Below are 21,006 nucleotides of genomic sequence, written 5' to 3' on the forward strand. Positions count from 1 at the left end.
CTAGTACACCAACAACCGTTTTGTGACAGATATCGCGTCAATCGCCAGGAGGGTTGGTGCGATTGAGTGTATGAAAATCGAGCCAATCCGAGAGAACATGTAGGGTGTAGCGGTGTGCAATGTGGAAATAAAAAAGCGGAGGCCGTCGAGGGGGCCTCCGCAAATGCTAGCAAGGTTTCTTGTTGTTATTCTTTAAAGGTACGCTGACGCGTTTTCTCTAATTTTTTCAAGATCTTGTCGATACGATCAGGGTGTACCATGTATTGCTGGAAGCCCTTCATGCCTTCTTTTGCCATTGAAGGATCTGTATCGCGGTCATAAAACTGCGCTGTACCTGCCGCTTCACTTAACATCAGAACACCAGCATTCAGATACTCATCATCTTTTGGTTTCGCCTTGTTGTTGGTTGGGATTTGCAACAGCGATTCATTGATCATGGTCTGAATCTCAGGTTGAGCCACAAACGCAAGGAACTTACGCGCGTCTTCCTTGTTCTTTGCTTTCGCTGGAATGTGGATCGTATCCATTGGAGCGTCTTCTGCGTTAGGCACGGACGGGTCGATCACAGGGAACTGGAAGAAGCCCATTTTCGGACGTACTTCGTCAGTAAAGTTTGCCGCCAAGAAGTTACCCATCAAGTACATCGCCGCTTCGCCGTTGTACAAGAATGGTTGTGCTTCCTGCCAAGAGTAAGACGCATGGTTATCCAAGAAGTAACCAGGTTTGACTAACTCGTCCCACTTTGTAAATACCGCTTTCACACGTGGATCCGTGTAGGGCACTTTGCCGTCCATCAGATCGATGTGGAAGTCCAAACCATTCACACGCATGTTCATGTAGTCAAACCAACCTGCGGCTGTCCAAAGGTATTTCGTACCAATGGTGAAAGGCGTTACGCCATTGTCTTTCAGCGTTTTTGATGCTGCGACAAACTCGTCCCATGTTTTCGGTACGGCGATATCATATTTCTCAAACAAGTCTTTGCGGTAATACATGCCCCATTGGTAATAGGTGTATGGCACGCCATATTGCTTACCGTTTGCTGTCATTGCAGGCATGGCGCTTGAGAAATCTTCTGCCATGTTGTTTGCTGACCAAATATCACTGACATCTTCGAACAAACCACGGTCAACGAAGGTTTTCATACGGTTACCTGCGTACCAGAACACAACGTCTGGTGGTGAGGTTACCAACCAGTTACGGATCGTCGTTTTGTACGCTTCGTGGTCATACAGGTTATATTTTACCGTGATGTCTGGGTTTGCTTCTTCAAATTTCGCAATCACCTCAGCCCATGCTTTTTTCGGTGCTGGGTCTGAAGCATCTGAGTTGATCACCAACTCCCCTGCGTTGACTGAGCCACTTAGCAGAAGAAACAGACTGCACAGTACGCCAAAGCTTTTTTTTGCAAGCGTTCTCATTCTCTTCATCCTTTCTGTTGTTCGAAAATATCCGTCATTCAGTAAAACCAGCGTTACCCTTTTGTCGCTCCCAGGGTTAAACCAGCAATAAAGTGTCGTTGCATCGTAAAGAACAGTGCCACTGGAGGCAGCGCGGCAATCACCGCCCCCGCTGACATGTATTGCCAAGACGCGAGCCACTGGCCTTGCAATGCATTCAGGCCTGCCGTAACAGGACGAACTTCATCGCTTTGAACCAGTACTAACGCCCAGAAAAAGTCATTCCAAATAAAGGTAAAGACCAAAACAGACAATGCCGCCAGTGCAGGCCTCACCAAAGGAAGCACCACATACCAGAAGATGCGCCATTCGCTCACACCTTCAACCCGCGCCGCTTCGATCAGCGCGTCCGGTATGCCCACCATAAAGTTGCGCATAAACAGCGTACAAAAGCCTGCTTGGAACGCCACATGGAAGAAAATCAGCGCCCAATGCGTGTCGTACAACCCTAAATCAATGGTCAAATCACGCACTGGGATCATCAAAATTTGGAAAGGCACGAAGTTACCGCCGATAAACATCGCGAAAAGCAGCACATTGCCTTTGAATTTGTACTTCGCGAGCGCAAAACCCGCCAATGTAGAAAGTGCCACTGCGCCAGCCACTGCCGGCAAGCTGATCAACAAACTGTTCAGTAAGTAGCGCGCCATCGGTGTGGCAATGAACACCTGTGTATAGTTTTCAATGAACTGTAATTCATCCGGCCACCCCCAGTAATTACCCGCATTGATATCAGCAATGGAGCGAATCGAGGTCATCAGTACCGCGGCAAGCGGGATGAGCCAGAGAATGACCGCAATATAAAGCGCTACGCGATAGCCGACATTGATGAATTTGCCTTGGTGTTCAATCGGTCTCGGAAACATTAGCGCTCTCCTTTCAGCATGCGCCACAAGAAGTAGGCGATATAGATATCCATAATGAGGAACAGCACCACAGCCACCGCAGCGCCGTAACCCATGCGGTAGTTGAAGATCGACTCTTCGTACATCATGTACGCAAGCACGGTTGAGCTGCCCCATGGCCCCCCTGCTGTCATGGTTGCCACTAAGTCGAAAGACCTCAATGCGCCAATGACAGTCACTACCACCGCAATAAAGGTGGCAGGTTTGAGCTGTGGCACCACCACGTACCACATCATCTTCCAACTACGTGCACCATCTAAACGCGCCGCTTCAAGCTGTTCTGGGTCGAGGTTGTTCAAGCCTGTGAGGTACAAAATCATGCAATATGCCACTTGCGGCCAAAGCCCCGCCGCGATGATGCCGTACGTCACCAAATCTTCATCAGCAAGAATGGACACGGGGTCAAAGCCCATACCCACCATGATTTGCGTCAGTAAGCCAAATGACGGGTCATAAAACCACGCAAACACGAGACCAACGACGACCTGAGAAATAACAAAAGGGAAGAAAAACAGGGCTTTAATCAGGCGAATACCCGCAACTTTCTGATTCAGAAAGAGCGCAATCATCAAGCCAATCGGTGGCGCTAACATGAAGAGCACCATCCAAAGGAAGTTGTTGAACAATGAGGTATAAAACGCCTCTGAATCGAACAGCTCGACATAATTATCAAACCCGACCCACGTTTTCTCCCCAAGACCATCCCATTCAAAAAAACTTAACCAAACACTTTGTAAGATGGGATACATCACATAAAGCGAAAAAATCGCAATAGCCGGCGCAAGGAATAACCAAGGGGCCAAAGTCAGACTACTTCTGCTCGGCGAGCTGCCTGACGTTGCGGTTGAAGAAAGCCTAGTCATATTACGTCCTGTCCTTAATTTGCAATGTTCAACCCGTGAACATGTGACGATGTTGTTACGGTGAAGTTGGCTTTATTTAAAACTAGTTCACAAAATTATGAATGTAAACGTTTCCATAAAGCAAAAAACACACTATTTTTAAAAAAGGACGACCCGAGCATAAAAATGAGCGGTGTCGAGAACAGCACGGCATAGGACATGCGTTATGGCAAATATCACGTTAAGAAACGTTATCAAACGCTTTGGCAAAGTTGAGACCATTCATGGCATCGATTTAGACATCACTGGAGGAGAGTTCGTTGTTTTTGTCGGACCTTCAGGGTGCGGTAAGTCAACCTTGCTTCGCTTGGTGGCGGGATTAGAAACCATCAGTGATGGTGCCATTAGCATCGATGGCACAGAAGTGAACAACGTCGACCCTGCGGATCGCGGTGTGGCAATGGTGTTCCAATCCTATGCGCTGTATCCGCACATGACGGTGCGCGAAAACATGGGATTTGGCTTGAAGATGAATGGCGTTGACCCTGCTGAAATTAAGCGTCACGTCGATCGTGCTGCAAAAACACTGCAGCTCGAGCCATTGCTCGATCGCAAACCCAAGGCCCTTTCTGGCGGTCAACGCCAACGCGTTGCCATTGGCCGCGCCATTGTGCGAGACCCGAAAGTGTTCTTGTTTGATGAACCCCTGTCGAACCTGGATGCCGAACTTCGCGTAGAAATGCGTCTGCAAATCGCCAAGCTGCATCAAGAATTGAAGAACACCATGATCTACGTAACGCACGATCAGGTGGAAGCCATGACACTGGCAGACAAGATTGTTGTTTTACGTGCAGGCAATGTTGAACAAGTCGGTTCTCCGCTGGCGCTTTACCACAACCCAGACAACCTATTCGTCGCCGGTTTTATCGGTTCTCCAAGAATGAATTTCATCTCTGGGCGTGTGTCAGCCGTGAGTGGTTCAGACGCCATGATAACCATGCCTGACGGACAAACACTGACAGTGACACTGGCAAAACCGGTGAGCGAAGGTGCAGAGGTGACGGTAGGTATTCGCCCAGAGCACATTCAAATCGGTCAAGGTGATGGCTTCAACTTCGAATTCCACAGTGAAGTGGTTGAGCGTTTGGGTAACGGCACTTACCTGTTTGGTCAGTATGCGGGCGTCGATGGATTTAAAGTTCACATTCCTGGCGACAATGCTGTGAAAGCATTCCAAACCGTTCAACTACGCTGCTCACCAAGCGATATTCATGTGTTCGACAGCAACGAACAAGCCCTGACCTATCGTGAACAAACGAACGAAGAAGTGTCCGTGACATCGCTTGAGCAAAACTAGCCCCGGCATGATCTCGAGAGGTGTTCAATTTGTTGATTAACCCACCAGTGAGGACGGGGTGCAATGGCAACCATTAAAGATGTCGCAAAGCGTGCAGGCGTTTCCGTCGCTACGGTCTCACGGGTGATCAACCAGTCGCCGCAAACACGCCCCGATACCGTTGAATTGGTCAAAAGCGCCATGAATGCGTTAGGTTATCGCCCCAATGCGGCGGCAAGAACCTTGGTCAGCAAGAAGAGTCTTGCCATTGGTGTGGTTGTGGCAGATGTGTCTGACCCTTTCTTTGGCACCCTTGTAAAACACGTGGATACCATGGCGTTGCAACAAGGCCATCACCTCTTAATCGGTAACGGCTACCACCAAGAAGAGCGCGAAAGACACGCCATTGAGTCCCTGATTCAAAATCAAGTCGGTGCATTCATCATTCACAGCAAAGCCTTGGACGATAACACCTTGCAGGCATACGCATCGGAGCATGATGCCATGGTGTTTATTAACCGCTTAATCCCGGGGTTGGAAGACCGCTGCATTCATCTTGATAACTATCGAGGTGCGTATTTAGCAACGGAGCACTTGATTCAGCAAGGCCATAAAGCCATTGCTTGCATCAGTTCCAACCACAATATCGAGGATAGTCAGCAGCGCCGTCGTGGCTATTTAGATGCACTCAAAGCGCACGGTTTAGGTCAACATGATTGCTCGCGCGAAACCCTAGGTTGGATTGCAACGGGCTGGCCTGATGAGCAAGGCGGGGAAGATGCCATGCTCAAATTGCTCAAAGACAGCAAGCAGATTACTGCGGTGTTTTGTTACAACGACATCATGGCAGCTGGGGCAATGACCGCGATAACCGATAACAAATATCGCGTGCCTGAGGACATTTCCGTGGTGGGGTTCGATGACAGCCTCATCGCGCGTTATTTGCACCCCAAACTCACCACTGTGCGTTATCCCATTGAAGAAATGGCAGCACAAGCGGCTGAGCTGGCTATTTCACTCTCCAATGACACACACAACTCAACAACTAATGGCGGCTACAAGCCAACCTTGGTCAGACGACAATCTGTCCAGCGGGTTTGAGTTTTCGCCCCATTTTTAGGGATGACATAGACAGTGAAGACATCTACTTCTCACGTAAAAAATGCGCCGACAGAGCGCTTTCTTCATTTGCAGTCGAACGATAACAGCCTGATCCTGTTGCTTGACCCCATCCCCGCAATCATCTTCTGGGGACGTAAAATCGACCGCGATCATTTGATCCCTTCAGAGCTTTTTGATGTTCCCGTCGGCCAAGCAAGACTCGACCAACATGTGGTATTGGCGCTGTGCCCTGAACACGGGCGTGGAGATTTTGGTAGCCCGGGCATTGAAGGCCACCGCCAAGGCCGCGATTGGGCCCCCGTTTTCAATCTTACCGCGGTGGAACACACAGACTCTGCCGCCACCCTGACCTTGAGCGACCCGCGTTCGGGACTGGAACTGACGATTTACCTCGCGCTTGATCCAGAAAGCAACGTGATGACATTGCGCCAACGCGTCGTCAATGTCGGCGAGACAGATTACACCCTGGATCGTCTGGCGCTGACCCTGCCGCTATCAGAAAACCTTGGCGAACTGATCACCTATCACGGTCGCTGGTCACACGAATTCCAAATGCAGCGCATTCCTCTTTCGCACGGTGGTTTCATTCAAGAAAACCGCCGTGGTCGCACGTCGCACGAATCTTTTCCCGGCATCATTGCGCTTCAACCTGAAACCGATGATGTGCATGGCAATGTCATCGGGATGCACTTTGGCTGGAGCGGGAACCACCGTCTTCGCGCACAAGTAAAAAGTGATGGTCGACGCTATTTGCAAGCCGAGCCGTTGCTGTCTTCGGGCGAAGTGATTTTGCCGCCCAATGGCGTGTTCGAAACGCCAACCATGTATGCCAACTTCTCCCATCGAGGATTGAACGGCATGAAGCAAGGCTTCCACCATTATGTTCGCAATCACGTTATCAACTTCCCTGAAGCCAAGCCTCGCCCTGTTCACTTCAACACATGGGAAGGCATTTATTTCGACCACGACCCTAAACGCATCATGGCAATGGCCGACGAAGTGGCAGGCATGGGCGTTGAACGCTTCATCTTGGATGATGGGTGGTTCTTAAACCGCGATGGCGAAACCCGCGCGTTAGGCGATTGGATTGTCGATCCGAAGAAATACCCGCAAGGGCTCACGCCGCTGGTTGATCATGTGAATCAACTCGGCATGGAGTTTGGTTTATGGGTTGAACCCGAAATGGTAAGCAAAGATTCAGAGGTGTATCGCGCCCATCCAGACTGGATGCTGGGGCTAGACGACTTAGGTTATCAGCAGCCTGCAGGTCGTTATCAACACGTGATGGATCTGCAAAACCCTGATGCCTACAACTACCTTTTGTCGGCGCTTGATAGCTTGCTGACGGAATACAACATCACCTACCTCAAATGGGACATGAACCGTGAACTGGTGCAAGCTGGTCACAATGGTGTACCGGCATATCACGGTCAAACCCTTGCGCTGTACACCATGATCGACACCTTGCGCGAGCGTCACCCGTTAGTCGAAATCGAATCCTGTGCATCGGGGGGCGGTCGTGTGGATTACGAAGTGTTAAAACGCACCCACCGTTTTTGGACATCCGACTGTAACGACGCCATGGAGCGCCAAAGTATCCAGCACGGCATGTTGATGTTTTTCCCGCCCGAGGTCATGGGCAGCCACATTGGCCCTTACCGCAGCCACACCACACGTCGTGTTCATGACATGTCCTTGCGAGGGCTCACCGCCTTATTCGGTCATATGGGTGCAGAACTCGACCCGGTCGGCTTGCCCGATTTTGAATTGGACGCCTTTGCGCGCTACATCGACTTGCACAAGCAGTATCGCGATCTGCTGCACAGCGGCAAATGCTTCAACATCCCGTCTGGCGATCCGGGCCGATTAATTTACGGCGTGATGAACGAAGACGTGGTGCTTTTGGCCGTGGTGCAAATCGCCATGCCGCAATACGCACTCGCAGGCCGTTTACGCTTGCCTGTACTTGATGGTGACAAACGTTACCGTGTCGACGTACTTGATGCACCCGCAGCCTTCTCTTCCACCATGAAACAACAACCTTCATGGATGGCGAAACCACTTTCAATTCAAGGCGATCAGCTCATTCAAATTGGGCTAAGCTTGCCAATAATGGACCCTGAAAGTGCCATGTTACTGTCGTTTTCGCTTGAGTAATTCTTAAGCAAAACATGCTGCATTTTTAGAGAGATAGAATCACCTTGGAGCAAGAATGACTCGATACGCAGAACTCATCCAACAACGTCATTGGGAGAACCCCGCTGTGACGCAGATTCATCGTCTGCCTGCGCATTGCCCGCTCTCTTCATATCCCAATGTCGATCTGGCGGTGGATGATGCAGACAACATCATCCCCTGCTCAAACAGCCGAATCAGCCTCAATGGCGATTGGAAATTTTCACTGTTTGTGTCGCCAGAATCCGTGCCTGCTCTGTCGGTGTGCCCCGAGTTTGATGACGAAACGTGGCGTACCATGCCCGTGCCGTCAAACTGGCAACTGCAAGGCACCGAAGACATCCCGATTTACACCAACGTGCAATACCCGTTTGAAACCAAGCCCCCCATCGTGCCCGTGGACAACCCGACCGCGGTGTATCGCACCCATTTCACACTGCACGAAGCGTGGTCGATGTCTCAAACCCTGATTTGCTTTGAAGGGGTCAGCGCGGCGTTTTATGTGTGGTGTAACGGCGAGTTTGTTGGTTACAGCCAAGACAGCCGATTGCCGGCTGAATTCGATTTATCCAACGCTGCACATGTGGGCGAAAACCAACTGACAGTCATCGTGCTTCGCTGGTGCGATGGCAGTTATTTGGAAGACCAAGATATGTGGTGGTTAAGCGGCATTTTCCGTGATGTCACCCTGCGCAAAAAACCGCGCAATGCGATCATGGATTTTTCCGTGAACACCACCATGGATCCGACACATCAAACCGGCATGCTCACGGTCAACACCAAAGTGCGCGGCAGTTACACCCGCGTCGCGATCCAACTGTTTGACGAAGGCGCTGACATATCCGGCCCCGTCATCGCAGAATGCGGTCAACGTGTGATTGATGAAAAAGGCACATGGGCAGATCGTTGTGAACACAGCTTTGCCATTTCCTGCCCACGCCTTTGGAGTGACGAAGATCCACACCTATACCGCTTGGTAGTGTCACTGCTGGATGACAACGACGAACCGCTCGACATCGAAGCCTGCAACGTCGGTTTTCGCCAAGTCGATATCACTAACGGCATTTTACGCGTCAATGATGAACCTGTGCTGATCCGCGGTGTAAACCGACACGAATGTCACCCCGAAAAAGGCTATGTCCAAACCGTTGATGACATTGAGCAAGACATCAAGCTCATCAAACAACACAACTTCAACGCCATTCGTACCGCACATTATCCAAACCACCCTGCGTTTTACGCACTGTGTGATAAATACGGCGTGTATGTGGTTGATGAAGCCAACATCGAAACCCACGGCATGACGCCAATGTGTGGCTTGTCTGACAACACAGAATGGCTCAACGCCTACATGGAACGCGTCACGCGAATGGTCGAGCGTGATAAAAACCATCCGTGCGTGATCATCTGGTCGCTGGGCAATGAATCTGGCATCGGTTCAAACCATCACGCCATGTACCAGTGGTTAAAACAGCGCGATCCGAGCCGTCCTGTGCAATACGAAGGTGGCGGCGCTGACACAAACGCGACCGACATCATTTGCCCTATGTACGCGCGCGTTGAAGAAGACCAATTGCAGTGGGGATGTCCAAAATGGGCGATTCCAAAATGGATTGGTTTTCCTGAAGAAACTCGCCCACTGATCCTTTGCGAATACGCCCACGCCATGGGCAATAGCCTCGGCAGTTTTGATAAATATTGGAACGCGTTCCGCAGCCACCCTCGCCTGCAAGGCGGCTTCATTTGGGATTGGGCAGATCAAGGCTTAACGCGGAAAGATGATCAAGGCAACGAGTACTGGGCATACGGCGGCGATTTTGGCGATACGCCCAACGATCGTCAGTTCTGTATCAATGGGTTAGTGTTCCCTGATCGCACACCGCACCCCAGTGTTTTCGAAGCAAAATTCCACCAGCAATACTTTGGCTATCACCTCGTGAGCACCTCTCCGCTCATGGTCACGCTCTCGAATGAGTATGTGTTCCACCCGCCAGAGAATTTGGTGCTCCGTTGGTCGTTACAAGAAAACGGCAAACAAATCGTGGGCGGTGAAGAAACCCTGCACCTGCGCGCTGGTGTCGCCATGGATTACAAACTGCTTGATGCTTTGCCCCCTGCCAAATCAGGCCGCGAGTATTTCCTCAACCTTGACGTGGTGTTGTCTGCTGCAGAGCCGTGGGCGAGCGCAGGCAGCGTGCTGGGTTGGTCGCAGCTTGCGTTGCCAGTGAGCCGTGCCTTACCTGTGCCTACCGTGTCGCCAGACACCTTGCCCGAGGTAACAGAGCACTCTGATCATTGGACAATTTGCGGTGACGAATTTGAGCTTCGCTTCGATAAGCAAAGCGGCCACATGGTGCAGTGGTTAATCGACGGCGAAGAACAGATCTTAGATGCGCCCAAAGATAACTTCATTCGCCCGCCGATTGATAATGACATCGGAGCCAGTGAAGCCGGTAAACCTGATCCCAGCGCATGGCTTGGGAAATGGGAACACGCGGGGCTGTTTGAACTTCGTCATGAGAACTTGTTTAACACGGTCGATATTCTCAGTGATGTGGTGCAGGTACGCGCGCATCATGGGTACTTCGTCGGTGACGACATGGTCATCAGCACCTTCTGGCGTTATGAAGTCAGTGTGTCTGGCGCGATCGATTTACATGTTGATGTGAACGTTGCGCCGGATATGCCGCCATTGCCACGAATCGGGCTTGAATTTGCTCTGCCATTGACGGATTCCATCAGTTGGTTTGGTCGTGGACCCTTTGAGAACTACCCCGACCGCAAGTCAGCTGCCATGGTGAGCCGTTACCTTGCACACATTGATGACATGCACACACCGTATGTATTCCCGTCAGAAAATGGTCTGCGTAGCGATGTGAGAACGCTGGATGTCGACAACATTCGGGTAAATGGCCTCTTCCATTTCTCCATCAGCCGATACAGTCAAGAAACCCTCACGGCAGCGAAACACGATCATGAATTGGTGGCAGATGATCACCTGTACCTAAGAATTGATGGCTATCACATGGGTATCGGTGGCGATGATTCATGGAGCCCAAGTGTTCACCCTGAGTTTTTGTTGTCTGAGCGCAGCTATCAATATTCGCTGACACTGATGCCGAAACAGGGTTAGTGCGCGTTAGCAAGCTATAAACCTTTCCAACCGATCGTCTCACGCTGTTACGTGCTCCTGCGTAGCAGTGTGAGATTAAGCCTCTCTGAGCCAACTGCACACGTGTAAAACGTGCACATCCCGCTTCCCCGCTATATGCTCATTCACGCTGAGAGAATCCCAGAAACAATTGTGTTAAAAAAGACAGAGAGCGCGCATCTACCCACAGAAAAGGCACACGCATGGACAAGGCAACGTTTGCTTCACACCCCAACAAACACCTTCTGATCACTGGCGCAAACCGAGGCATTGGTTTGGCATTAACCACGCTGTATCTAAATGCAGGATGGCAAGTCGATGCGTGTTGTCGTGATCCAGAATCGGCCGATGAGCTCAACGCCTTAACATCCACGTTCGATTCCCTGCAGATTCATGAACTCGACGTCACTGACCACGCCGCCATTGATGCCCTTTCCACTGAGCTCACTTCGCGGGAATTCGATCTTATCATTAACAATGCTGGATATTACGGCCCGAAAGGCGATCGATTTGGCAGCACAGACATGGACGAGTGGCGCAAGGTGCTAGACATTAACACCCTCGCACCGCTCAAAATCGCTGAAGCATTTCACGGGCAATTGCTCGCTGGAAAACCCGGTGTCTACGCGGCCTTATCATCCAAAGTTGGCAGCATGACAGACAACACCTCTGGCGGCGGATACATCTACCGCTCATCAAAAGCGGCGCTAAATGCCGTGGTTAAAAGCCTCTCCATCGATCTCGCCCCTCAAGGCATCATCGCGGTCGCCCTGCACCCTGGCTGGGTAAAAACTGAAATGGGCGGGCCAAATGCCTTAATTTCGTCGCAAGAAAGCGCCCAAGGTTTGTTTGATGTCTTAGCGGCTTTGAAACACGAAGATAGTGGCAAATTCTTAAACTACGATGGGCAGGTGTTGCCTTGGTAGAAACGCGTTAAATACCAGTAAGTATCACGCTTATTCAGAGCCCGTATACCCACGCCATGTTTCCACCATGTCTGCGCTGTATTGATCGGATTTTTCCTTCAGTGCATCGTAGAAACTACTGCCGAACTCAGCGGATTTACGCTGTGCGTCGTCGAAAGAGGCTTTGGCTTTCGCGCTGAGTTCGTCAGCCGTGGGAACCTCATAACCGCAGACTTTATCGGTTTCTGCTGTCACGTCTTCACTTTCAATACCGAGATCAGTTTGTAAGGTTTCGATGTCTGAGAGGGTTTCGCAGGCATCGTAAATGTCATAGCTTAACGAACCGACCACCGCAGCGGCGCCGATGTAGGGAACGGCTTCCATCAACGAAGCACCCACGTTTCTGGCTGCGGCGGTCGCCGTGCGTTTTGCGATGCGCTTGGTGACCGAACGAGTTTGCGCTTTGAGTGCCTTGTTGGCTTTCTTGGTTGCTGCCAGTTCTCTATTGGCTTTAGTGAGCCGAGAAGAGGGGCTGTGTGCAGTGAATTGCGAAATAGGTAAAGCATTGACCAGCTTGAACATGGCATCGTGCACGACGGCGCTGGTTAAGATCAGGATATTGAGGCTAATGAGCCCGAGAATGACAAAAACATTAATCACACCAAAGATACGTCGAAACACGCCGCCATCACTCCCTTTCATTAACAAACAAAAAACCGCCCATGCCGCTATCGTGGGGCGTTCGGTTTCAAGTATAATCGCCGATTACATCGAGAAAGAAGCCCAGAAAACGGTGAAATACTCACCCTTTGCGGCCACAAGAAGCTTGATAACCACGGCATGTCATTCATTTCGACAATCAGCTAACGCCGAGGTTCTCAGCTAAACGCGATCAGTACAATTTGAGATAAGAAACGTTTGTGAACACAAATAGCGGAATACGTCTAAATAAATTCATCAGTGATTCTGGTTTTTGCTCGCGTCGCGAAGCAGACAAATTCATTGAGCAGCGGAAAGTGACCATCAACGGTATCGTGCCTGAGCTTGGCACAAAAGTGATGCCGGGCGATGAAGTGCTTGTAAACAATCAACGCATTGATACCGTGCCAGAGAACAAATCTGACCGTGTTTACATTGCTTACAACAAGCCAATCGGCATTACCTGCACCACGGCGCGTAATGTGAGTGGCAACATTGTTGATGCTATCCGTCACCCGAAACGTATCTTCCCGATTGGTCGCTTAGACAAACCTTCTGAAGGTTTGATCTTCCTTACCAGCGATGGCGACATCGTGAATAAAATTCTTCGTGCGGGTAACAACCACGAAAAAGAATATATCGTTACCGTTGATAAGCCTATCACGCCGAAGTTCGTTGAATTGATGTCTAACGGCATCCCGATTCTCGACACGGTGACCAAACCATGTTTCGTTGAACGCCAAAGCAAGTTTGTCTTCAAAATCATTCTGACACAGGGTTTGAACCGTCAAATTCGCCGCATGTGTGAATACTTAGGTTTTGAAGTGACCAAGCTGAAACGTATCCGCATCATGAACGTGAAGCTGGGCACACTGAAACTGGGTGAGTGGCGTGAACTGACCGAAAAAGAAATGGATGAAATCAACAATGCCGTTGCTCATTCTAAAAGCACGTTCGAGCCAGACACAGACTACGAAAACAACGACATCGCTTCTGGCGATGTGAAAACAGGCAGCAGTGATGCGGCGCAAGAGAACCTAAAATCAGGCAAGATCTCTTTCGCTAAACCGAAAGCAAAATCTAAGCTTGGTCAACGCACAGGCCATGGTGACAAGCGCAGTTTCTCAAAAGATCGCCCTGCCCGTGATGGTGCACGTCGTGACGGCTTTAACAAAGACGGTAACCACCAAGGTGGCCAACGTTCTGACCGTTCACGCTCAGACAACAACCGCAATGAAAATGGCCGTCCTGAGCATCGTGCAGACAGAGATCGCAACCGCAGCGATCGTGGACGCAACGAGAACAACCGCTCAGATCGCAACCGCGCCGAAGGTGGACGCTCAGACAATCGTCGCCCAAATAACGACCGTTCTGGCAGTGAACGTCCGAACGCAAACCGTTCTGGTGGTCGTCCAAACCAAGGCCGTCCTGGCGATAAGCGCCGTGATGGTAGCAATAAAGACGGTAACCGCGGCGACAACAACGCACGTCGTGAAGGCCCGCGCAGCAGTGGCGCACCGAACAACCGTAAACCTAAAGATCGTCGCCCATAGGGCACTTGGCTGACACAAAAAACGAAAAGGAGTGACTAGGTCACTCCTTTTTTTATGCACGATTTCTGCGGGTAACCGCCGCGCAATCGATAGCTTCAAGCACGAGTAAATGGCAACTTTTTCACGCAAACATTTGCATTAAACCCTGCAACGTTAGCGCGCCAATGGTGCAACCGTGGTTGGAAAAACTCTCATCATTGAAACGAAGTAACGTCATGCTCGCTCGTTAGAATAGAGCTTCACCGAGAGGGCTGGCCAATATGTTGAATCAAACGTCCACGATAAAGTTCATCCATGCACTGGAGCATTTTGTGCTCAGCTTGATTGTTATCGCAACAATCTATGCCATCGGCGAAGAAATTTACCTCGTGATCGTCAACAGTACCGTGACGGTGGGCGATTTGCTGCTTCTCTTCATCTATCTCGAAGTGCTTGCCATGGTGCGGATATTCTTCGAATCCGGCAAAGTGCCCGTTCGAATGCCGCTTTATATCGGCATTGTCGCCCTCGCGCGTTACCTCATCCTCGACATGAAAAACATGGATGATTGGCGCATCATGGTTGTGTCTCTGTCAGGGCTTATCATCGCCATCACCGTGCTTGTTATCCGCATTGGGCAACTCAAATTCCCTTACCCCAAAAGCACCAACTTGAAGGAATAAAACACAACGCACAAAGGTGTTCAGTGCCGTTTCTGGCGAGCCTCTTCTCGTTGATTCGTTATAGTGATGACAGATGGATTCACCCCATAAAGATTCAATGACGACAGGGAGAAATGAGTATGACGTTTTTGGCATTACACCAGCAGGACACCCCTTTGTTGATTGGCAATGTGTGGGATGCGAGCAGTGCGAAGATAGTGTCGCAATTGGGCTTTAACGCTGTTGGCACATCCAGCGCGGCCATTGCCTATACCTTGGGCTATGAAGACGGTGAAAACATGCCGTTTGACGAATTGTTGTTTATGGTCGAGCGCATTGCGCGCGTGGTCTCCGTGCCGCTCACGGTCGATCTTGAAGCAGGATACGGTGACACTGCCGAAGACATTGTGGCGAATATCTTACAGCTCGCCGCACTTGGCGTGGTCGGCATCAATCTGGAAGACAGCAAAGTCATCAATGGGAAACGCACCCTGCTGGATGCAGCCGATTTTGCTCTCACGCTCTCTCGCATTCGCTCAGCACTTAACCACGCCAATATCGACATGTTCATCAATGCACGTGCCGATGCCTTCATCATGAAAGCCGATGATGCCCTCGTACAAACTTTGGATCGCGCGACACGTTATGAAGCGGCGGGCGCAAGTGGTCTCTTTGTTCCTTATCTTCGCGCAGAACAAGACATCGCTGCAGTTGTTGCGCATACCGCGTTGCCTGTGAATGTGCTTTGTGTGCCAGAACTTCCCGACTTTGCCACCCTCGCGAGCTTTGGCGTTAAGCGCATTAGCATGGGGGATTTCGCCTATGAAAAGCTGCAAAGAACGCTGCATTCGTCACTAGAAACCGTACTTGATGAGGGGTCGTTTTCGTCGTTGTTTACACCAACGTAAGCAACCATCACCGAAAAAACATTATTGATAATAATTCTCACTAAGCTTTGCATCTATAAATTGTTATGTTATAACATTGCTCAACAGTCAATTCAGGCTGACAGTACAGCGAGGATTAAACAATGAAACCAGGCATTCACCCTGAATACCGCACCGTCGCATTCCACGATACAGGTGCTGACAAATACATTTTGGTAGGCTCCACCGTGCAAACCTCAAGAACCGTTGAGGTTGATGGTCAGACTTATCCGTATGTCACGCTTGACGTGTCTTCACACTCTCATCCGTTTTATACCGGTAAACAGAAAGTGGTAAACCAAGACGGACGTGTTGCGCGCTTTAACAAGCAATTCGGCGCGCTGAGCAAGAAGGCGACCAAATAATGCAAGTACTTAGCTCGTTGAAAAGTGCAAAGAAACGCAGCAAGGATTGCCAAATCGTTAAACGTCGCGGGCGGATTTACGTGATTTGTAAATCTAACCCGCGATTTAAAGCGGTACAGGGAAAAACGAAGAAGAAAGCATGATGATATACCCAAACAACCTGAAGATGCAGGATTCAGCTTGTTTGGGTATATTAGGGTCTGTTGACCCTAGACATACACAGGCAGAATGCCGCGATCCTTCACCTTTCGGATGGCAAGCTGTGTGTGTATGTCTTTCACATTTTGTAAGCACTGAAGCTTGCGGGTGAACTGCTCATACCCCACCAAATCTTTCGCGACCACTTCCAGTAAATAATCGTATGCGCCAGACACCACGTGGCAACTTACAACCTCCTGCATATCACTGATCGCTTGTTCAAACTCATCCACAGACGTGACCTGATGGTTGTTTAAACTCACTTCAACAAACATCGTCATGGCGATGCCGACCTTGTCGCGCGACAAAGAAGCGTGATACCCCGCAACAATATTGTCTTTCTCTAGTCGCTTTATTCGCCTTGCACACGGCGAAGGCGAAAGCCCCACCAAGTCAGCTAACTCAGCAGTGGTCAGCCTTGCGTCTTTTTGCATCCATTCCAATAGCTGCTTATCAATACGATCCATCTTTACTGCGCTTTTTATCATCAATAATTCGATAAATATTAGCTAAAACCATCAATAAGTGCTCAACTTAGGTCTCAATTTGCCACCCTACACCAATGAGCCTGCTTGATAATGGTGCTTTCGCATCGTTGGCAAGGAAGACACGAAAAATGGCACAAAGGATCGCGGCAAGTACCGAGGCAGTCAGTGATGCAGGCATACGCGAAAGCTCAGGAACAGGAGCAGGAGCAGGAGCAGGAGCTAAAAGATTACGCGCTGTCATGTCGACCAAAGCATCAGGCTACTTCGCCATGCTCGTCACCCTATTGTTGTGGGCAGGCTTTTTTCTCTCATTGAAAGGTGGCGCAAATTCCATATTGCTCCCCGCTGACATCGCGATCACCCGCTTTCTCGCGCCCGCTATCTTGCTCGCCCCTTTCGTTTATAAAGCGCGTAAACACATTGCCGCGATACCGAAGCGGTATTTGCTCGGCATGTTCATCGGCAGTGGCTTGCCTTACCTTTTGGTTGCCAGCACTGCCATGCAATACGTGCCCGTCTCCCACGGCAGCGCCTTGGTTCCCGGTACCTTGCCCTTGTTCGTGACCGCGATAGCGGTAATCGTTTTCCGCCAGCCCATCAGTCACCATCGCATCATCGGGCTTATCGCTATCGTCATTGGAACGGGGCTTTTCATTTCAACCAATCTGCAAGGCAGCTACAACTGGGTGCAATCTCAAGGTCATCTATTGTTTCTGATCGGCAGTGTAATGTGGGCAACCTTCACGATATGCGCGCGCGTCGCCAACCTTAATGCGTTGGCGTGCTCGGGATTGCTGGCGATATGCTCCAGCCTCATGTTGTTGATCGCGATTGCGTTTAACCTCCTGCCCAGCACCTTACATACCACTGAATTCACCACATGGCCTTGGCGCGACGTATTTAGTCATACCTTGCTGCAAGGCGTGGGCGCAGGCATTTTGTCGTCCTGTACCTTTCTCTACGCCGTCAAGCAGCTAGGCGCGGAACGCAGCGCTGCGTTTGGTAGCGCAACGCCTGTTATCGCAACATTGATCGCTTTCCCCGTGTTTGGCGAACAGCCCGATCTGGTGACCTGTTTCGCGCTGGGGTTTGTGTGTTTGGGGAGTGTGGTGGCAAGTAACATCTTCTTGAAGCAAGATGCGTCGATGCATTATCAGCCACCCGTTCATGAAAAACGGTAAACCCTTAAGCATGATGAAGAAGAGAGGAAGATTTGATGGGAATGTCGCTCGAAGATGACAAGAGGCTGAGCTGGTCATTTTTTATGCACAGTTTCTGTGGGTAAGTCCGAAGCAAACGATCGCGTCAAGCACTTGCGGATTGCAACATTATTTTGTTTGTTTTTTGTTCTTTTTCTCGCAAGAAACCCGCTCACTGAGCCATTCACGAACAGCGAGCGGATCGTTATAGGACGATAACCCTATGGATTTTCGCCGTTTTCATCTTTCACTTCTGGCGTTGCACCTTGAGCCAATTTCAAGCGCACCCAAAGATTCATGTTGATGACGATCGCCGCGATTTCTGCGATCTCTTTTTCATCAAAATAGTTTTGAAGCGCCAGGTGTGTTGACGGGAACGACGACAAATCGTACGCCGTTAAGGCTTCGCAATACGCCAGTGCAGCGCGTTCATCGTTCGAGAACATGTTGCTCTCGCGCCAGCTCGCAAGGTGCGCAATTTTTGCAGCGGAAATCTCTTGGTCATGGGCTGCTTTGGTGTGCAGAATCAAACAATACGAACACGGATTGATTTGCGCGACACGCAAACGTAGCAACTGCGCCAGTTGTTTATCTACCTTGAGTGCGGCGGTGTATCCCACACTTTTTGCCATCTGTTTCGCCACATCGTGGAATTCGATCAGATCCGGGTCAAAGCGTGTATTGACGAATGATATTTCCATGTTATTCCCTTAGCGCTGTTTTCTCTGGCCGTTCACAGGCGTTATTCGCCCGCTTGGTCGAGATAATCGCCGTATCCTTCGGCGTCCATTTGGTCTTTTGGTACAAAGCGCAGCGACGCAGAGTTAATGCAGTATCTCAACCCGCCTTGATCTGCTGGGCCATCCGTAAACACGTGCCCTAAATGGCTGTCGCCATGCTTAGAGCGCACTTCAGTGCGGCGCATGCCGTGGCTTTCATCAAAATGTTCGGTCACATAGATCTTTTCAATCGGCTTGGAAAATGCAGGCCAGCCACACCCTGAATTGTATTTTGCCGATGAAGCAAACAAGGGTTCGCCCGACACAATATCGACGTAAATTCCGGGTTCGAAGTGTTTATCGTACTCCCCCGTAAATGGCCGCTCTGTGCCACTTTCTTGCGTGATTCGATATTGTTCAGGGGTGAGTTTTTCAATGGCATCTTTCGACTTTGAGTAGGTCATCTGTTCGCCCTCTTTTTTGTTATGTCGACATCCTGACAATGGGTATCAAAACAGAAAACCTAACAGGGAGATGTACCACTACTGATACAAAAATTGGTTTTGCGCCGTGGTGTTTTCTATTTGATCATTCGGGAAGATTTCCCTTGGCATTACTCAGGTTTTCTTGACACTAACCTTAGTAAATACAAGGGATAAGTGTGAAATAAAAAGAGAAAAGAGAATGCGTGCTTTTTCGCTTTTTTAGCGCACAGAGACGTGAAGTTCGCTGCGTTAAATGCAACGCCTTTCGACTTCTTGATCCAGCAGGTACAGATTGGGGTTTACGTCGATGATGACGTAAGCGCGACGCGCCTTGCACCATGCAATATCAACGAAGATGTGGGCAAGATTAGGTGAAGTCTCAAACGGTTCAAGCGACGCCCACCACACCTTAATCTCCTCCAGATATTCATCGTGATAATCACGACGGCTGCAGTAGCAATTCACCCCTTGAATCTTTCCGTGCGACACAGAGAGTCGATATTCAGATCGTTCGCGGAAATCTTGGTTGGGAAACAAATACAGTTTTGGCGTATTTGACGCGCAGCGATAGGCGTGTAAAGTCAACGCCATGCGATCAGAAATGGCATTCAGCCAGCACTCCAGCACAGGGGAATAGTCCGCCGTATTGAGTAACGCATCAGGGATGGTCTGCATACCCACCACGTCTTTCCAACTCACCACCCCCAATTTAGGAAACAAACTCTGGGAAAAGGCGCGGGGTAAAGCGGGGAAATGCACAGGCATTTGCGTCAACCCAAAGCGCTCTCTGTAACGCGCGTTGTTCGACAGTATCGCCAATAATTGATCATGAGAAACGGGCAACGTTTCAATGGGTTCCGCGTAAAACTGATTCAGTAATACCGAGGGTAAGCATTCAAACTCGGTTGAGATAATAGGTTGAGCATGCATTTCAACAGAAGCAAAACCTTTGCGATTAATATCAAACAAACAGACCTTCCGTGATTATGAATTCAGACGTAATCACAAATTGTTCAGCACAATTTGCATCATCGGCGCGATGAAACACACTGAGTGTGGAGAAACAAGGTTCCCTGTTGCATGTTCCGCTCAAATCCGTGAAACGGTATGGGGGAAGATCAAACAGGCATCGTCATCCTGTTTCAATAAAGCACCTAGTCGAGGAAGGAAGACAACCATTCGTAAAACACCGTACGAATAAACAAACATGCCAACGACTTTACGTTTCTAACTCTGCCATCTTTTCAAGCGTCAAAATGTCTTCTTATGTAGACAAAGCTAATAAGAGTGCTAATTGCTTGGTTAGAAGTGCATACAGTTGCTGTTAGATTGCTTTGATTTTTTTAGTCTTGCTTTCTTTCCCAACTCACTTTCTCGCTCGATAACGGCGTACAACATTGCAGACAGCGCGGCGAAGCGTGACGAGACTTCAGTCATCAGAGTGATTGGCAAAGCGTTTAACAGCCGCGTTTCCCGCCTGCAAACGTTGTAATGCATGCACGTTGAGGGCGCACATCCACCGCAAAAAAGCCAATCGGTTACTGATCACTCTCGCCAGTTTCCGTTTCCAGTCCTAATCGTGAGTTATTCCTAGCAACGACGTTGATCGCTAACCGCCAGTAACGCCTAAAGAAAAAAACACGGACAAGCAAACACCCGTCCGTTATGCGCCATCTGTAGAGGGGGGCAATGAGGTTGGCAACTCAACACCCTCAGCAATGTGGCTAACTAACAATCAAGTCAATCGATGCACAAATTGATCCAATTATTTAGGCACACCAAATCAATGGGTTATGTAAAGAGAAGAAATAGACAGGCAATTTATGACTCAACATTT

19 protein-coding genes are annotated in these 21,006 nt (G+C 49.8%); 11 read left to right on the forward strand and 8 right to left on the reverse strand.

The annotated features are described in order from the left end of the window. Nucleotides 1–185 precede the first annotated feature (185 nt). The 3 genes from EQP46_RS11605 to EQP46_RS11615 are packed head-to-tail and all read right to left on the reverse strand — an operon-like array spanning nucleotide 186 to nucleotide 3,228. A complete protein-coding gene (locus tag EQP46_RS11605; protein ID WP_129493808.1) occupies nucleotides 186–1,421 on the reverse strand; it encodes an ABC transporter substrate-binding protein in 1,236 nt (411 codons plus the stop codon). 53 nt (nucleotides 1,422–1,474) lie between these two features. Next, nucleotides 1,475–2,326 (reverse strand): carbohydrate ABC transporter permease, encoded by an 852-nt coding sequence (locus EQP46_RS11610; protein WP_129493809.1) that lies wholly within the window; start codon nucleotides 2,324–2,326, stop codon nucleotides 1,475–1,477. Next, a complete protein-coding gene (locus EQP46_RS11615; protein WP_129493810.1) occupies nucleotides 2,326–3,228 on the reverse strand; it encodes a carbohydrate ABC transporter permease in 903 nt (300 codons plus the stop codon). The genes EQP46_RS11610 and EQP46_RS11615 overlap by 1 nt, the downstream gene beginning before the upstream one ends. A 205-nt stretch (nucleotides 3,229–3,433) precedes the next feature. Between EQP46_RS11615 and EQP46_RS11620 the strand changes: the two genes are divergently transcribed. The 5 genes from EQP46_RS11620 to EQP46_RS11640 all read left to right on the forward strand — a co-directional run bounded on the left by EQP46_RS11620 (nucleotide 3,434) and on the right by EQP46_RS11640 (nucleotide 11,917). Next, nucleotides 3,434–4,564, forward strand: a complete 1,131-nt coding sequence (locus EQP46_RS11620; RefSeq protein WP_129493811.1) for an ABC transporter ATP-binding protein — start codon at nucleotides 3,434–3,436, stop codon at nucleotides 4,562–4,564. A 63-nt stretch (nucleotides 4,565–4,627) separates the two neighbouring features. After that, nucleotides 4,628–5,644 (forward strand): substrate-binding domain-containing protein, encoded by a 1,017-nt coding sequence (locus tag EQP46_RS11625; protein WP_129493812.1) that lies wholly within the window; start codon nucleotides 4,628–4,630, stop codon nucleotides 5,642–5,644. Nucleotides 5,645–5,677: 33 nt separating this feature from the next. After that, nucleotides 5,678–7,822, forward strand: a complete 2,145-nt coding sequence (locus EQP46_RS11630; protein WP_129493813.1) for an alpha-galactosidase — start codon at nucleotides 5,678–5,680, stop codon at nucleotides 7,820–7,822. 55 nt (nucleotides 7,823–7,877) lie between these two features. Further along, on the forward strand, nucleotides 7,878–10,973 hold the full coding sequence (locus EQP46_RS11635) for a beta-galactosidase (protein WP_129493814.1): 3,096 nt from the start codon (nucleotides 7,878–7,880) through the stop codon (nucleotides 10,971–10,973). A 221-nt stretch (nucleotides 10,974–11,194) separates the two neighbouring features. Further along, nucleotides 11,195–11,917, forward strand: coding sequence for an SDR family oxidoreductase (locus EQP46_RS11640; protein WP_129493815.1), 723 nt, complete (start codon nucleotides 11,195–11,197; stop codon nucleotides 11,915–11,917). Between the two features lie 30 nt (nucleotides 11,918–11,947). On the opposite strand, the gene EQP46_RS11645 is transcribed toward EQP46_RS11640, so the two are convergent. Beyond that, on the reverse strand, nucleotides 11,948–12,577 hold the full coding sequence (locus tag EQP46_RS11645; RefSeq protein ID WP_240671716.1) for a hypothetical protein: 630 nt from the start codon (nucleotides 12,575–12,577) through the stop codon (nucleotides 11,948–11,950). A gap of 239 nt (nucleotides 12,578–12,816) precedes the next feature. Here EQP46_RS11645 and rluF point away from each other — a divergent pair, with 239 nt between their 5' ends. The 5 genes from rluF to ykgO all read left to right on the forward strand — a co-directional run bounded on the left by rluF (nucleotide 12,817) and on the right by ykgO (nucleotide 16,223). Beyond that, nucleotides 12,817–14,148 (forward strand): 23S rRNA pseudouridine(2604) synthase RluF, encoded by a 1,332-nt coding sequence (gene rluF / locus EQP46_RS11650; protein ID WP_129493817.1) that lies wholly within the window; start codon nucleotides 12,817–12,819, stop codon nucleotides 14,146–14,148. A gap of 260 nt (nucleotides 14,149–14,408) precedes the next feature. Next, nucleotides 14,409–14,810 carry a phosphate-starvation-inducible protein PsiE gene (locus tag EQP46_RS11655; protein WP_129493818.1) on the forward strand — a complete coding sequence of 134 codons (402 nt, stop codon included), beginning with the start codon at nucleotides 14,409–14,411 and terminating at the stop codon, nucleotides 14,808–14,810. A gap of 119 nt (nucleotides 14,811–14,929) precedes the next feature. Further along, nucleotides 14,930–15,697, forward strand: coding sequence for an isocitrate lyase/PEP mutase family protein (locus EQP46_RS11660; protein ID WP_129493819.1), 768 nt, complete (start codon nucleotides 14,930–14,932; stop codon nucleotides 15,695–15,697). 122 nt (nucleotides 15,698–15,819) lie between these two features. Continuing rightward, complete coding sequence (locus EQP46_RS11665) at nucleotides 15,820–16,080, forward strand: type B 50S ribosomal protein L31 (RefSeq protein ID WP_017012004.1); 261 nt, start codon at nucleotides 15,820–15,822, stop codon at nucleotides 16,078–16,080. Continuing rightward, a complete protein-coding gene (gene ykgO, locus EQP46_RS11670; RefSeq protein ID WP_017012003.1) occupies nucleotides 16,080–16,223 on the forward strand; it encodes a type B 50S ribosomal protein L36 in 144 nt (47 codons plus the stop codon). The genes EQP46_RS11665 and ykgO overlap by 1 nt, the downstream gene beginning before the upstream one ends. Nucleotides 16,224–16,289: 66 nt before the next feature. On the opposite strand, the gene EQP46_RS11675 is transcribed toward ykgO, so the two are convergent. Then, the gene (locus EQP46_RS11675) at nucleotides 16,290–16,745 is read right to left on the reverse strand and encodes an Lrp/AsnC family transcriptional regulator (protein WP_017012002.1); all 456 of its coding nucleotides are present in this window, start codon (nucleotides 16,743–16,745) and stop codon (nucleotides 16,290–16,292) included. A gap of 260 nt (nucleotides 16,746–17,005) precedes the next feature. Here EQP46_RS11675 and EQP46_RS11680 point away from each other — a divergent pair, with 260 nt between their 5' ends. Then, entirely contained in the window at nucleotides 17,006–17,947 is a 942-nt protein-coding gene (locus EQP46_RS11680) for a DMT family transporter (protein WP_240671721.1), read from the forward strand. Nucleotides 17,948–18,186: 239 nt separating this feature from the next. On the opposite strand, the gene EQP46_RS11685 is transcribed toward EQP46_RS11680, so the two are convergent. The 3 genes from EQP46_RS11685 to EQP46_RS11695 form a co-directional block, all read right to left on the reverse strand. Continuing rightward, nucleotides 18,187–18,666: a carboxymuconolactone decarboxylase family protein gene (locus EQP46_RS11685; protein ID WP_129493821.1), complete on the reverse strand. Its 480-nt coding sequence runs from the start codon at nucleotides 18,664–18,666 to the stop codon at nucleotides 18,187–18,189. A 41-nt stretch (nucleotides 18,667–18,707) separates the two neighbouring features. Then, nucleotides 18,708–19,148, reverse strand: a complete 441-nt coding sequence (msrB, locus tag EQP46_RS11690; protein ID WP_129493822.1) for a peptide-methionine (R)-S-oxide reductase MsrB — start codon at nucleotides 19,146–19,148, stop codon at nucleotides 18,708–18,710. 270 nt (nucleotides 19,149–19,418) lie between these two features. Further along, on the reverse strand, nucleotides 19,419–20,138 hold the full coding sequence (locus EQP46_RS11695; RefSeq protein ID WP_129493823.1) for a hypothetical protein: 720 nt from the start codon (nucleotides 20,136–20,138) through the stop codon (nucleotides 19,419–19,421). Nucleotides 20,139–21,006 lie beyond the last annotated feature (868 nt).

The organism is Enterovibrio baiacu (genome assembly GCF_004120195.1).
GTDB lineage: Bacteria > Pseudomonadota > Gammaproteobacteria > Enterobacterales > Vibrionaceae > Enterovibrio > Enterovibrio baiacui.